Annotated in this window: 15 protein-coding genes; 2 read left to right on the top strand and 13 right to left on the bottom strand. The window is 42.0% G+C overall.

Going from position 1 to position 12819, the window contains the following annotated elements; translation table 11 throughout:
* Window positions 1-109: 109 nt before the first annotated feature.
* Together M3189_RS17325 and spoIIR are read right to left on the bottom strand one after the other, a co-directional pair.
* Window positions 110-556, bottom strand: coding sequence for a GNAT family N-acetyltransferase (locus tag M3189_RS17325; RefSeq protein WP_251635765.1), 447 nt, complete (start codon window positions 554-556; stop codon window positions 110-112).
* 116 nt (window positions 557-672) lie between these two features.
* On the bottom strand, window positions 673-1506 hold the full coding sequence (gene spoIIR / locus M3189_RS17320) for a stage II sporulation protein R (RefSeq protein WP_251635763.1): 834 nt from the start codon (window positions 1504-1506) through the stop codon (window positions 673-675).
* A gap of 134 nt (window positions 1507-1640) precedes the next feature.
* On the opposite strand from spoIIR, the gene M3189_RS26980 reads away from it, so the two are divergent.
* Window positions 1641-1763: a hypothetical protein gene (locus M3189_RS26980; protein ID WP_285889717.1), complete on the top strand. Its 123-nt coding sequence runs from the start codon at window positions 1641-1643 to the stop codon at window positions 1761-1763.
* A 38-nt stretch (window positions 1764-1801) separates the two neighbouring features.
* Here the strand turns inward: M3189_RS26980 and prmC are convergent, their stop codons facing one another.
* The 11 genes from prmC to M3189_RS17265 all read right to left on the bottom strand — a co-directional run bounded on the left by prmC (window position 1802) and on the right by M3189_RS17265 (window position 12061).
* Window positions 1802-2644 carry a peptide chain release factor N(5)-glutamine methyltransferase gene (prmC, locus tag M3189_RS17315; RefSeq protein WP_251635761.1) on the bottom strand — a complete coding sequence of 281 codons (843 nt, stop codon included), beginning with the start codon at window positions 2642-2644 and terminating at the stop codon, window positions 1802-1804.
* Window positions 2637-3710 carry a peptide chain release factor 1 gene (gene prfA / locus M3189_RS17310; protein WP_251635758.1) on the bottom strand — a complete coding sequence of 358 codons (1074 nt, stop codon included), beginning with the start codon at window positions 3708-3710 and terminating at the stop codon, window positions 2637-2639. The genes prmC and prfA overlap by 8 nt, the downstream gene beginning before the upstream one ends.
* Before the next feature lie 144 nt (window positions 3711-3854).
* Window positions 3855-4298, bottom strand: coding sequence for a hypothetical protein (locus M3189_RS17305; RefSeq protein ID WP_251635756.1), 444 nt, complete (start codon window positions 4296-4298; stop codon window positions 3855-3857).
* A 103-nt stretch (window positions 4299-4401) separates the two neighbouring features.
* On the bottom strand, window positions 4402-5013 hold the full coding sequence (locus tag M3189_RS17300; protein WP_251635754.1) for a thymidine kinase: 612 nt from the start codon (window positions 5011-5013) through the stop codon (window positions 4402-4404).
* Between the two features lie 120 nt (window positions 5014-5133).
* Complete coding sequence (gene rpmE, locus M3189_RS17295) at window positions 5134-5355, bottom strand: 50S ribosomal protein L31 (protein ID WP_251635752.1); 222 nt, start codon at window positions 5353-5355, stop codon at window positions 5134-5136.
* 348 nt (window positions 5356-5703) lie between these two features.
* A complete protein-coding gene (rho, locus tag M3189_RS17290) occupies window positions 5704-6969 on the bottom strand; it encodes a transcription termination factor Rho (RefSeq protein WP_251635750.1) in 1266 nt (421 codons plus the stop codon).
* A 257-nt stretch (window positions 6970-7226) separates the two neighbouring features.
* The gene (glpX, locus tag M3189_RS17285) at window positions 7227-8189 is read right to left on the bottom strand and encodes a class II fructose-bisphosphatase (protein WP_251635748.1); all 963 of its coding nucleotides are present in this window, start codon (window positions 8187-8189) and stop codon (window positions 7227-7229) included.
* Window positions 8190-8268: 79 nt separating this feature from the next.
* Complete coding sequence (locus M3189_RS17280; protein WP_251635746.1) at window positions 8269-9558, bottom strand: UDP-N-acetylglucosamine 1-carboxyvinyltransferase; 1290 nt, start codon at window positions 9556-9558, stop codon at window positions 8269-8271.
* Between the two features lie 196 nt (window positions 9559-9754).
* Complete coding sequence (fsa, locus tag M3189_RS17275) at window positions 9755-10402, bottom strand: fructose-6-phosphate aldolase (protein ID WP_251635744.1); 648 nt, start codon at window positions 10400-10402, stop codon at window positions 9755-9757.
* Window positions 10403-10599: 197 nt separating this feature from the next.
* Entirely contained in the window at window positions 10600-11454 is an 855-nt protein-coding gene (locus M3189_RS17270; RefSeq protein ID WP_251635742.1) for a class II fructose-bisphosphate aldolase, read from the bottom strand.
* 235 nt (window positions 11455-11689) lie between these two features.
* Entirely contained in the window at window positions 11690-12061 is a 372-nt protein-coding gene (locus M3189_RS17265) for a response regulator (protein WP_095247517.1), read from the bottom strand.
* Window positions 12062-12229: 168 nt separating this feature from the next.
* On the opposite strand from M3189_RS17265, the gene M3189_RS17260 reads away from it, so the two are divergent.
* Window positions 12230-12730: a DUF2529 domain-containing protein gene (locus tag M3189_RS17260; protein ID WP_251635740.1), complete on the top strand. Its 501-nt coding sequence runs from the start codon at window positions 12230-12232 to the stop codon at window positions 12728-12730.
* The last annotated feature ends 89 nt before the right edge of the window (window positions 12731-12819 follow it).

Genomic DNA, 12819 nt, shown 5'->3' with positions numbered 1-12819 from the left:
ATATTACTTTTGAAAGTATAAAAGATGGTGAACATAAACACAACCCTTTATCCACAAATTGTGCATAACAATCTTAAAAATGTGGATAACTTTGTGGATTAATCCACAGTTAGAGTGAAAATTTCAAAAATAACGAGTTATCCACATTAAATACATGCTGAATGTGTTCAAGTGAATAAAGTTCCTCAGGTAATAGGTCCCGGTCCACCTTCTCGAAACCTAGCAATTCAAAAAACGGCAATGCCACTCCTTTATTTGTCGCCAAAAACAAGTTTCTTATCCCTTTTTCCTTCGCCAGCTGCATCATTTGAGTTATCAACAGGACGATATCCTTTTCCGCCTGTCCCGGCGAGACCACTAGCGAACGCAGTAATCCACAATCCGCAAAAGCCTCCATTCCCAGTGTACCCTTAATCGCCCCATCCTCATCCTCTAGCAATATAAAATACTCTACCGTTTCCTCCGTTAATCCATCCGTCCCAAGGCTCGCCTTCATCAGGAACTCTCTTAAAGTGCCCAAATCCTCTTTAGTCGCGCAACGTATAAGTGCTTGCATCCTTACCACCTCATTATTTTGATACTCTATTATTATGAGTAAATGAGAGAACTAGAACCAAATACGTGCAAAATCTATTAAAAATAAATAACCAGCCCCATTTAGGAGGCTGGTGCTTATTTAAAAATACTTTCAAACATTTCTACCACAAAAAATTTCACTTTCACCGGTTCTTCGTCTTCTGCTGTATAAACCGGAGCTGTTTTTTCCTTTTTGCTTTCCTTTTTCACATTAGTTTGCTTCTTCTCTTCTACTTTTACCTCTACTACTTCCTCTATAACTTCCTCTACATCTACAGCTTCCTCTTCTTCAACAACTTCTTCTAGAATCTTTTTCTTACTAAAATTAGAAACCTTCACTTCTTCTGCTTTTGGTTTTTCCACTACTTCAACGGGTTCTTCATTCTCCGCCGCATACGCCTTGCTTTCAAATCCTTCACTTTGGACAGCCACACCATTTGAGAAATCCAAGAAACACAATGGCGGGTAGAGCACGCACCACCAGTTGGCGCCTTTTCCTTCACCCAAGGTAATCAAAATCGCTTGATACTCTCCTGCTGGATATAAAAACTCGCCATACAATTTAGTTGGAAACTGAACCTTTCCAAACTCCACATTGACACTTTGTTTCGACCCCTGCTCAGCGACAACCTTCTCAGCAATGTTTTGAACCTCTGGCAGCTTCGAGGTAAGCACCTCTTTTGCCTTTTCCAAGGACGTTAACTCCTGAACCCACAACGTAATCTGCTCATTGACTGCATCACGGACCTTCCTTTTAAGCTCCTGATCCTGTGCACTATCACTATTGGCAAGAATTCGGAGTCGAATCGCTTCCGCTGGGATCACCACCGCATCCTTCGCCACCGCTTCCGTTTTTGGTATATATAAGTTTAAAATCGTTCCTAACGATAAAATGATTAAATAAGACCATACTAATACTTTACTGTTCATATTCTCGCACCGTCCCTTCACTATCCTCATTGTGGACAAATGCCAAGAATCTTAAACTAGTAAAATTAAAAAAACTAGAATTAGAATTTTTTCTTAACAAAGAAAGCAAACTAAAATAGCGGAGGTGAAAAAATATGTCCAAACAGAAAAATAAGAAATTGAAAAATAATCCGGCCATGCCAAAAACAGATGTAGAATTTGCCCATAATGGACTTGAAAAAGTCGCATTAAAAGCTCAAGAACGTCAAAACAAGTAAACAAAGAAGCAGAGCGAATTCATGGACGAACCGCTCTGCTACTGAATTATTTCTGCAAACACCATCCGGTCCTTGCCATTCATATCATTTAGTATCTCCACTTCCACATTTACAAAGTTCTTTTTAAAAAGGTCGGCTACCGCCTCCCCCTGTCCGGCCCCAATTTCAAAGCCAACCAGCGCTTCGTGTGCGATCACTTCCGGCAGCTCCATCATAAAGCGGCGGTAGAAATCAAGTCCATCCTCGCCCGCAAACAGCGCCCGATGCGGCTCATGCTCCGTTACTACCTCTGACATGGTTACAATGTCACTTACCGGAATATACGGCGGGTTTGAAATTACCACATCAAACTTCTGTCCCCGAAACGGCTGCAACAAATCACCTTGAACAAATTCAATCTCAGCACCAAGCTGGGCGGCATTTTCTCGTGCAACCTTCAAGGATTCCTCAGCAATATCAGAAGCATATACAGTTAACGAGGGCTGCTCAAGCTTCAGGGTAATCGCAATCGCCCCGCTGCCCGTCCCAATATCAACTACCTTTACTTCCCGCTTATTGATCCGCTTCAATGTTTCGTAAACGAGCTCCTCAGTTTCCGGTCTAGGGATTAGAACCTCTTCATTGACAATAAATGAGCGGCCATAAAATTCCTCAGAACCCATTATGTATTGAACCGGCGTTCCCTTCACATGTTCATGGACTGCTTTTTCAAATACTTCCCACTGAGCTTGTGGCAGGTCATCACGAACATTGGCAAACAGCTGCGAGCGCGACATCCCCGTGATATGGCGCAGCAGCAGCTCCCCAGCGTTTTCGTCCCGACTTGCTTTTTTTAAAAAAGAAGAAGCCCATTGCAGAGCTTCATACACTTTCTTACTCATCCGAACCACTTTCAAGCTTACTTGTTTGATCTTCTAGCGTTAACGCATCGATGATTTCGTCAAGCTTGCCTTCGATAATTTGATCCAGCTTTTGAAGGGTTAAGCCAATACGGTGATCGGTCACACGGTTTTGCGGGAAGTTGTACGTACGGATACGTTCAGAACGGTCACCGGTACCAACCGCTGATTTACGAACCTGATCATACTCAGCTTGTGCTTCCTGCTGAAACTTGTCATATACACGTGCACGCAATACCTTCATCGCTTTATCTTTATTTTTGTGCTGCGATTTTTCATCCTGAATGGATACCACAATTCCAGTTGGAATATGCGTTAAACGAACCGCTGACATCGTCGTATTAACAGACTGACCGCCGGCGCCGCTTGAAGCAAACGCATCAAAACGAATATCCTTATCATGGATTTCCACTTCTAGTTCTTCCGCTTCTGGTAAGCAAACAACGGTAGCGGTTGAAGTATGAATACGTCCGCCAGATTCAGTTTCCGGCACACGCTGCACACGGTGAGCACCATTTTCAAATTTCAACTTGGAATAGGCACCTTGTCCATTGATCATAAAACTAATTTCCTTGTAACCGCCAAGACCTGTTGCGTTGGCATCAATCAGTTCCGTTTTCCAGCCCTGAGCCTCCGCATAACGGCTGTACATACGGTAAAGCGTACCAGCAAATAGCGCCGCTTCCTCGCCGCCAGCAGCACCGCGGATTTCAAAGATAACGTTTTTGTCATCATTCGGGTCCTTCGGAATCATCAGGAACTTCATTTTTGCTTCTAGTTCCTCAATTTGCATTTCCAATTCATTTACTTCTTCTTTGACCATTTCGCGCATATCGTTGTCAAGCTTCTCTTCAAGCATAGCCTTCGCATCCTGAAGCTGTTCGCGAACCTCTTTATATTCACGATACGTTTGTACAGTCTCTTGTATATCAGATTGTTCTTTTGAATATTCACGTAGTTTTTTTGAATCATTAATAATTGTTGGATCACTCAAAAGCTCATTTAATCTTTCGTAGCGATCTTCAACGGATTGAAGACGATCAAACACAGTTACCACCTCTAGTTTTTGTCCATAACATTCTAATTATAGTATAGGTGAAAACCCCCGTCAAAACCAAATTCTTGGAGAAAAAATTTTGGTTCCATTTAAAAAGTCCAAAATCAAAAAAACATGCCCTGAAGCCAGAGCATGTTAACGTTCTCTTATTTCGAATGAATAACGAGGCAGAGCCTGTTGTAGTTTTGTGCGAAGGGTTTCAATGGCTTTCTTGCGTTCTCTGCCATCAAGCGCCCCTTTACTATCTACCGAAACGGTCATCCTATCCCCTGCGTTGTTAATCCAAATCGATTCCGATCTAAAATGATTACTTCCATTTACAATATCTCTGGCGACGTCTATATCTCTGCCGGTATTGTTTCTATTAGAAGCATCATTCATAGATGTTCCGCGTAAATTAAGGAAATTCGGGTTTTGATCAGACATCGGTCCCATATCCTGATTTACATTGTTCGACATAAAATTCGGATTTGTGTTGTCATTGCGCAAATTATAGGCAGTATTTTCCGTATCATTCCCTTTCATACACCCTGAAAGCATAAGAATCGTTAATACCCCTAAACACATCATCTTTTTCAACGTATTGCACCCCCTATCACTATCTTTCCCAAGCAATCGGGGGAACGTTCAAGTAAGATAATGCCAAAAAACCGCCTGAGAGTCTCAGACGGTTTTTCGTGTCTTATTTCACCGCAGGTTCTTGTATGCGGTAGGATGCTGTTTTAGGTACCTCATGATGGTGGCGGCAGCGTGGCTCATAGGCCTCCGAAGCACCTACCAAGATAACAGGATCATGATACGATGCTGGTCTGCCGTCGATTAAGCGCTGCGTCCGGCTTGATGGCGACCCACAAACACTGCAAACAGCCTGGAGCTTCGTTACTGTTTCCGCAATCGCCATCAATGCTGGCATTTGTCCGAACGGTTCGCCGCGGAAATCCATGTCTAAACCTGCCACAACGACGCGATGTCCACTATCAGCAAGCTGTTGAACAACCCTTAAAATTCCTTCATCGAAAAATTGTACCTCATCAATGGCGATGATATCGATATCCGCCTCTACATGGTGTAAAATCTCAATCGAATGGGAAATGGGTTTCGCATGAAAAGAGTTGCCATTATGAGAAACGACAGATTGTTCGCTATAGCGATTGTCTATTTTCGGTTTGAAAACAGCTATTTTTTGTTTAGCAAATTGAGCCCGTCTGACTCGACGAATCAATTCCTCTGATTTTCCTGAAAACATACTGCCGCAAATAACCTCAACCCATCCGAGTTGCTTCATTAAATACATAAATCGGCGTCTCCTTCCTATGTACGAAACCTTCTACATCTATATTTTTAAGATTTACCCTGTTTTATTCAATTAAAAAACAGGCAAGTAAGTTTCTGCTTGCCTGTTTTGTGTGAGTGATTATTGTTGTTGCGCGTTAAGATCTTTAAGGCCGTATTTTTTGTTGAAACGGTCTACACGTCCACCAGCTTCAGCAAACTTTTGACGACCAGTATAGAATGGATGACATTCAGAACATGTTTCAACGCGAATTTCTTTTTTCACTGAACCAGTTTCAAAAGTATTTCCGCATGCACAAGTCACCTGTACCATTTTATAATTTGGATGAATTCCTGCTTTCATTCTTTTCATCTCCTTCCGCCCTGAATCATTCGAAACAGAGTTATATACATGCCTGTCTTAAAGACGAGCACTAATTACTAAAAACACGCTGTTCACATTATAACAAGGTGAACCTATTTTGGCAAGTTGGGTTTTTATGGTTTTTATGCTAGCTGTGTTAAATTAGGCTGTTGATTTGTGCTCCAGGTGCTTCGCTTTCCGCAGGCGGTTCGGGAAGCCTCCTCGACGCTAAAGCGTCTGCGGGGTCTCCCCTGCCCCGTCCTCCTGCAGGAGTCTCGCACCTTCCGCACAAATCAACAGGTTCTAAAACCACAAGGTTCCCGCGTTAACACAGACCGAGAAATAAACCTAAGATCTTCTGCCTTTTAGTTCTTCCCCGATTTGGGCGAAGAATTCTTCGTTGGATTTGGTTTGTTTTAGTTTTTTCAGGAAGCGCTCGGCGAAGTCTGGTGAGTCGGACATCGATTTTCGGATGGCCCATAGCTTGTCCAGATGATCTTTTGGAAGAAGAAGCTCTTCTTTTCGTGTGCCAGAGCGGCGGATATCAAGCGCTGGGAAGATACGGCGTTCTGCAAGCTGACGATCTAGATGCAGTTCCATATTACCTGTTCCTTTAAATTCCTCATAAATAACGTCATCCATACGTGAACCCGTATCGACTAATGCCGTAGCAAGAATCGTTAAGCTTCCGCCTTCTTCAATGTTTCGGGCTGCCCCGAAGAAACGCTTCGGACGATGGAAAGCCGCTGGATCAATACCACCTGAAAGGGTACGGCCGCTTGGCGGAATCACCAAGTTATAAGCACGAGCCAAACGTGTGATGCTGTCCATTAAAATAACGACATCGCGCTTATGCTCAACTAAGCGCATCGCGCGGTCCAGCACAAGCTCCGCCACTTTAATATGGTTTTCTGGCACCTCATCAAACGTCGAGCTGACAACATCGCCGGCAACAGAGCGCTCAATGTCCGTCACTTCCTCTGGACGTTCATCGATGAGAAGTACAATTAAATCCACTTCAGGATGATTGGTCGTAATACTGTTAGCGATTTCCTTTAACAGCATGGTTTTCCCTGCCTTTGGCGGCGCAACAATTAAGCCCCTTTGTCCAAAACCAACTGGAGCAACAACATCCATAATTCTTGTAGAGATATGTTTTGGAGTGGTTTCGAGTTTCATATGTCTGTTTGGATAGAGAGGAGTTAATGCTGGGAAGTGAACACGTTCTTTCGCTGACTCTGGGTCTTCACCGTTAACTGCTTCTACATGCAAAAGTCCGTAATAACGTTCATTTTCCTTTGGAGGTCGAACCTTACCGGATACTTTATCCCCGTTACGAAGGTCAAAACGACGGATTTGTGATGCAGAGATATAAATATCTTCCGAACTTGGCGAGTAATTAATCGGGCGTAAGAATCCAAAGCCTTCAGATTGGATGATTTCCAAAACGCCTTCCATGAAAAAATAACCCTGCTGCTCTGCTCGTGATTTTAAAATGGCAAAAATAAGTTCTTTTTTCGACAACTTACTATAGTAAGTCACTTTAAATTCGCGCGCAAGCTCATAAAGCTCCTTCAGCTTCATGTTTTCTAAACTTGATATAGTTAATTCCATAGTACACCACACTTTAAAATTTTTACTCTATTTTCGTTACCGAGAACCTAATCGTATAATAGAGGATTTTTGATTTCTAAATATATATTGAGGAAGATAGAAATGAATAGAATAGCAGAATCTTTTTTTATAAAAACACTATCTATTGTACCCTTTGTTTAAAATAATAATCAACTGGAAATTTTCTATTTGCAGGATATGGAGATAAGAGACTAGAATCCAGGTCTAGTCTCTTGGTAAGAGTTTACTAATTATCTTTATCTAATCACTAAATTTGGTTTCATTTTCAAACTGTGACGGCCTTCGACAAAGCGGACAGTACCTGATTTTGCACGCATAACAATCGAATGAGTAGAACCATAAGAGCCTTTGAATTGGACACCACGCAGTAATTCGCCGTCTGTTACACCGGTTGCTGCAAAAATGGCGTCGTCACCTTTCACAAGATCTTCCATACGAAGAACTTTACTGACATCTAGTCCCATTTTCACGCAGCGTTCTAATTCAGCATCGCTTTGAGGCAGTAATTTACCAATGATTTCTCCGCCCAAACATTTTAACGCAACCGCTGAGATGACCCCTTCTGGAGCACCGCCAGATCCGAATAAAATGTCAACGCCAGTGTTATCAAAAGCCGTATTAATCGCTCCTGCCACATCGCCGTCATTGATTAACTTAATTCGTGCACCTGCTTCACGAAGCTGTGCAATGATATGTTCATGACGCGGACGGTTCAATACCGTTGCAACAACGTCTTCGATATCCTTGTTCTTCGCTTTCGCCACTGCTTTCAGATTATCAAGAACAGAAGCATTGATATCGATAAGTCCTACAGCTTCAGGGCCCACAGCAATTTTCTCCATATACATATCAGGAGCATGAAGAAGGTTGCCATTGTCAGCAATGGCTAAAACTGCTAGAGCGTTCCATCCGCCTGCTGCTAGGATATTTGTACCCTCAAGTGGATCAACGGCTACATCAACACGAGGTCCGTACCCTGTACCAAGTTTTTCACCGATATAAAGCATTGGTGCCTCGTCCATCTCGCCTTCACCAATGACAACCGTACCCTTCATTGGGATCGTATCAAACACATCACGCATCGCAGAGGTTGCTGCACCATCCGCTTCATCTTTTTTCCCGCGTCCCATCCAACGTGCTGAAGCAAGCGCAGCCGCTTCTGTTACGCGGACAAGCTCCATTGATAAACTTCTCTCCATGTTCTCAATCCCCCAATTTATCTATTCATACTTTTCAATAACATTAGTATAACAGATTAGAGGAATTAGTATAGCCTATTTAGGTATTCTTTAGTTGTTCGACTTCATCTTTTGTCAAAGCTTCACGCCAAACCGTTGCACCGAGCCCATTTAATTTTTCAACAAGATGGCTATAACCACGGTCAATGTGCTCAAGGCCGGTGACTTCTGTAATGCCTTCCGCAAGAAGTCCGGCAATCACAAGTGCAGCTCCCGCTCTAAGATCGCTCGCTTTCACTTTTGCACCTTGAAGCTTAATAGGTCCGCTAATAATAGCCGAGCGGCCTTCCACTTTAATGTTTGCGTTCATTCTTCTTAATTCATCAATATGTTTAAACCGGGCACCATAAATCGTATCCGTTACAACGCTAGAACCCGATGCTTTCGTTAAGAGTGTTGTAAATGGCTGTTGTAGATCCGTTGGAAAACCAGGATATACAAGGGTTTTAATATCAACTGCCTTCAGCTTGTCCGAACTGCTGACAAACACCTGGTCATCACCTGTTTCAATTGTCACACCCATTTCTCTCAGCTTAGCAATCAGCGATTCTAAGTGCTGGGGAATAACATTATCAATCAATACCCCTTCACCGACAGCAGCACCTAAGATCATATAAGTTCCTGCTTCAATCCGATCAGGAATAATCGTATGACGGCAGCCATGGAGGCTGTCCACGCCATCAATACGGATAACATCGGTTCCTGCACCCTTGATTTTCGCTCCCATATTTGTAAGCAAGGTAGCAACATCAATGATTTCCGGTTCTTTTGCGGCATTTTCAATAATCGTTCTGCCCTTAGCTCTTACTGCTGCTAACATGATATTAATGGTTGCGCCAACAGAGACAACATCAAGGTAAATACGTGCGCCGCGAAGCTCGTCCGCACGCAAATAAATAGCCCCCTGCTCATTTGTTACCTGAGCACCAAGTGCTTCGAAGCCTTTAATATGCTGATCAATTGGACGTGGCCCAAGATGACATCCACCCGGTAAACCGATGACGGCCTTTTTAAACCTGCCAAGCATCGCCCCCATAAGGTAATAAGAGGCACGAAGCTTCTTTACTTTTCCGTTTGGCAATGGCATCGAAATCATTGTCGATGGGTCAACCGTCATATCAAAATCATCTGAAAGCTCCACTTTCCCGCCAATTTCTTCGAGCAGGTCCTTCAATATTTCCACATCTGAAATATCTGGCAGCCCTTCAATTGTCACCGGTGATTCTGCTAAAATGGTTGCTGGTATCAACGCAACTGCACTGTTCTTGGCACCACTTATTCGTACGGTTCCCTTAAGCGGATATCCGCCTGCAATTTTAAGTTTTTCCATTTTCGACTCCCTTCTACGCCATTGGGATGGACTGTTATCCTGTATTAATCAACTAAATTGATAACCAAATATTCTTCTTTAGGTAATTATTTCCAATAGCAAATTACATAATCCGACAATTTGTCTATCATCTAGTGTACACCAATATATTATTTTCATGTATCAATATGAAAAAAAGTTTTAAAAATCGGTAAATTTATGCGTTACGTGCTGCCCAATCCTTCATAAATCCTTCAATCCCTTTATCTGTTAATGGGTGATGGAATAAGCCAATTAATACTTTGTAAGGAATCGTTGCAATATGTGCTCCTCTAAGCGCTGCTTCTGTAACGTGGATTGGGTTACGGATGGATGCCGCAATAATTTGTGTATCAAGTCCGTGAACAGTAAAAATATCTGCCACTTGAGAAATTAATTCTAAGCCGTTTTGACCGATATCATCCAATCTGCCTAGGAATGGTGAAACGTATGTAGCTCCTGCTCTTGCTGCTAAAAGTGCCTGATTGGCGTTAAAGATTAAGGTGACATTGGTTGTAATTCCTGCTTCTGAAAATGCATGACAAGCCTTTAAGCCATCAGGAGTCATTGGAACTTTAACCGTGATATTTGGGGCAATTGCTGCAAGTTCTTTCCCTTCTCGAATCATGCCTTCTGCGTCAAGGGCAATAACCTCTGCACTAACAGAACCTGGAACAAGTGCAGCAATTTCTCTAATGCGATCGTGGAAGGATACTTCTTTTTCTTTTGCAACAAGCGATGGGTTTGTTGTCACTCCTGATAATAATCCAAGCTCATGTACTTCACGAATTTCTTCTAAGTTAGCTGTATCAATAAAAAATTTCAACTGTTTCTCCTCCAATTTTATGACAAGTTTCGCCAATATTCTAATTTTTCCTTACAGTTTGAAACCGCCCATTCGTTAAGGGGCGGTTTCAAATTACTCACAATGTAACAAACATTGAATCGTTTTTTCAAGAGGACATTGCCCTCTTCTATTAAAATTGTCTAGCGCAAGCAGCCTACGCGCTTCCGCTTTTCGTTTTAAGCCTTGCCAGCTGAACCGAATTCGCGCATTTTGCCAATTACTGTTGCTTTGATGGCTTCACGAGCTGGGCCCATGTATTTACGTGGATCGTATTCATTTGGCTTTGCAGCTAATGCTTCACGAACCGCTTTTGCAGACGCAATTTGGTTTTCAGTGTTCACGTTAATTTTCGCAGTTCCAAGAGAAACTGATTTTTGGATATCATGTGTTGGAATACCAGTTCCGCCATGTAGAACAAGCGGAAGACCAGTAGCTTGACCGATTTCTTCCATTTCTTTATAACCAAGCTTTGGCTCGCCTTTGTATGGTCCATGAACAGAACCAAGTGCTGGTGCAAGGCAGTCGATGCCTGTACGCTCAACAAGTTCTTTACATTCAGCTGGATTTGCATAGATAATGCTTCCAGATACATCGTCTTCTTGTCCGCCAACCGTTCCTAATTCTGCTTCAACCGAAACACCTTTTGAATGTGCGTATTCTACTACTTTAGAAGTAGTTGCTACGTTTTCTTCAAATGGATGGTGAGAAGCGTCAATCATAACAGAAGTAAAGCCAGCGTCAATCGCTTCTTTACATTTTTCAAAGCTAGAACCGTGATCCAAGTGAATCGCAACAGGTACGGTAACTTTCAAATCTTCCATTAAACCTTCTACCATTTTTACAACAGTTTTAAAGCCGGACATGTAACGAGCTGCCCCTTCAGAAACACCAAGAATAACTGGTGATTTTTCCTCTTCCGCTGCTTGTAAAATAGCTTGGGTAAATTCTAAGTTATTTAGGTTGAACTGCCCAACAGCGTAACCTTCTGCTTTCGCTTTGATGAGCATCTCTTTCATTGAAACTAAAGGCATTTTATTTCCTCCTTGGTATGGGTGTTTATCTTCTCGAATTAGGGCTTTCCTATAAAGGATTTCCTATCATTTTACTGATTATGTATAACCGAGAAAGATAAATGGTCAAGTCAAAAGTTCATAAGTATCATACCAAACTGATTGATAAATTGCCATTAAAGAAAGCCCAATATTATAAACGTTCACAATGAAAGCGGCAACACTTTTCGACAATCATTTTATTTTTAAAAATAGCCTAATTTGCTTTTTGAGGAATATGCTTTCTTACTGCCGCACGAATATCATCAATATCAAATGGTTTTGCAAAATGGGTAATCGCACCTAGATTCTTCGCTTCTTGGATCATATCCAATTCACCATAGGCGGTCATGATAATCACGCGAATATCAGGATCAATGACTTTCATTCTTTTTAAAATTTCAATACCATCCATACCAGGTATTTTCATATCCAATAGGACGAGATCAGGGTCATGCTTCGTAACAATATCAAGTGCCTGTATTCCATTTGCTGCCTGAAAGGTTTGATACCCTTCCTTTGAGAATACTTCATTCAGTAAAATCCGTATCCCAAATTGGTCGTCAACAATTAAAATTTTCTCTTTCATAACTCCACCTCTTCCACCCTATTTATGTATAGTATATACCTATTTCTTCCACCTTGATATTCTTCGACATTTCTTTTAAAAATCCTCTATTAATTATATAGGTATATTGTGGTAATTGTCTTTTATTTTTAAAAAGCTATAATATCTTTTGTGAAGGAGTGGTTTTAGTTGATGAAAATGTTTACAACCCAATTGACTGGGCTATTTAAAAGGATTGAGGAAAAGGCAGAGTTTTCTTTTGAAGACGGTGCCCGCCTGCTCGCACAAGGTCAAAGTATATATCTTGTGGGATTTCGGGAAATGAAGGCTGTTGAATATGAGGCTTTAGAAGGTGCAGAACCATTAAAGGGTGCGTTAACAAATGTTGAAGCTGCAACCCCTGCCGACAGGGTGCTGCTATTTACACGTACCTCGGCTGATGACGATGCACTGGCGCTTGCTTCTACACTCAAGGAAAAAGATATCCCGTTTGTGGCCGTATCTACATCGGTCCCAGAAGGTGGAAAACTGGAAGAAATGGCGGATGTCCATATAAATTTACAGCTTTTAAAGGGCCTATTGCCAGATGACTTCGGAAATCGCTATGGCTATCCGTCCTCCATGGCAGGATTATACGTGTATTATGGCTTAAAATTCACCATTGATGAGATTTTAGCAGAATATGAGTGACTTTGGAACGACCTTGATTGGGTCGTTTTTTGTTTTGGACTATTTTTAGGGTGTTTTGGACTATTTTTGAGTGGTTATGGACTATTTTG

Origin of the sequence: Neobacillus niacini, from assembly GCF_023715415.1 — a bacterium.
Taxonomy (GTDB): Bacteria; Bacillota; Bacilli; order Bacillales; family Cytobacillaceae; genus Neobacillus; species Neobacillus niacini_C.
The sequence above is the reverse complement of the archived record's forward strand: the minus strand, read 5'-3'. Positions and strand labels throughout refer to the sequence as shown.

Coding starts and splice junctions, on each gene's coding strand:
- M3189_RS17270 (WP_251635742.1), bottom strand. CDS start 11,454: ATGCCTTTAGTTTCAATGAAAGAGATGCTCATCAAAGCGAAAGCAGAA.
- M3189_RS17325 (WP_251635765.1), bottom strand. CDS start 556: ATGCAAGCACTTATACGTTGCGCGACTAAAGAGGATTTGGGCACTTTA.
- M3189_RS17265 (WP_095247517.1), bottom strand. CDS start 12,061: ATGAAAGAGAAAATTTTAATTGTTGACGACCAATTTGGGATACGGATT.
- rho (WP_251635750.1), bottom strand. CDS start 6,969: ATGGAATTAACTATATCAAGTTTAGAAAACATGAAGCTGAAGGAGCTT.
- M3189_RS26980 (WP_285889717.1), top strand. CDS start 1,641: ATGTCCAAACAGAAAAATAAGAAATTGAAAAATAATCCGGCCATGCCA.
- M3189_RS17280 (WP_251635746.1), bottom strand. CDS start 9,558: ATGGAAAAACTTAAAATTGCAGGCGGATATCCGCTTAAGGGAACCGTA.
- rpmE (WP_251635752.1), bottom strand. CDS start 5,355: ATGAAAGCAGGAATTCATCCAAATTATAAAATGGTACAGGTGACTTGT.
- prmC (WP_251635761.1), bottom strand. CDS start 2,644: ATGAGTAAGAAAGTGTATGAAGCTCTGCAATGGGCTTCTTCTTTTTTA.
- M3189_RS17300 (WP_251635754.1), bottom strand. CDS start 5,013: ATGTATTTAATGAAGCAACTCGGATGGGTTGAGGTTATTTGCGGCAGT.
- glpX (WP_251635748.1), bottom strand. CDS start 8,189: ATGGAGAGAAGTTTATCAATGGAGCTTGTCCGCGTAACAGAAGCGGCT.
- spoIIR (WP_251635763.1), bottom strand. CDS start 1,506: ATGAACAGTAAAGTATTAGTATGGTCTTATTTAATCATTTTATCGTTA.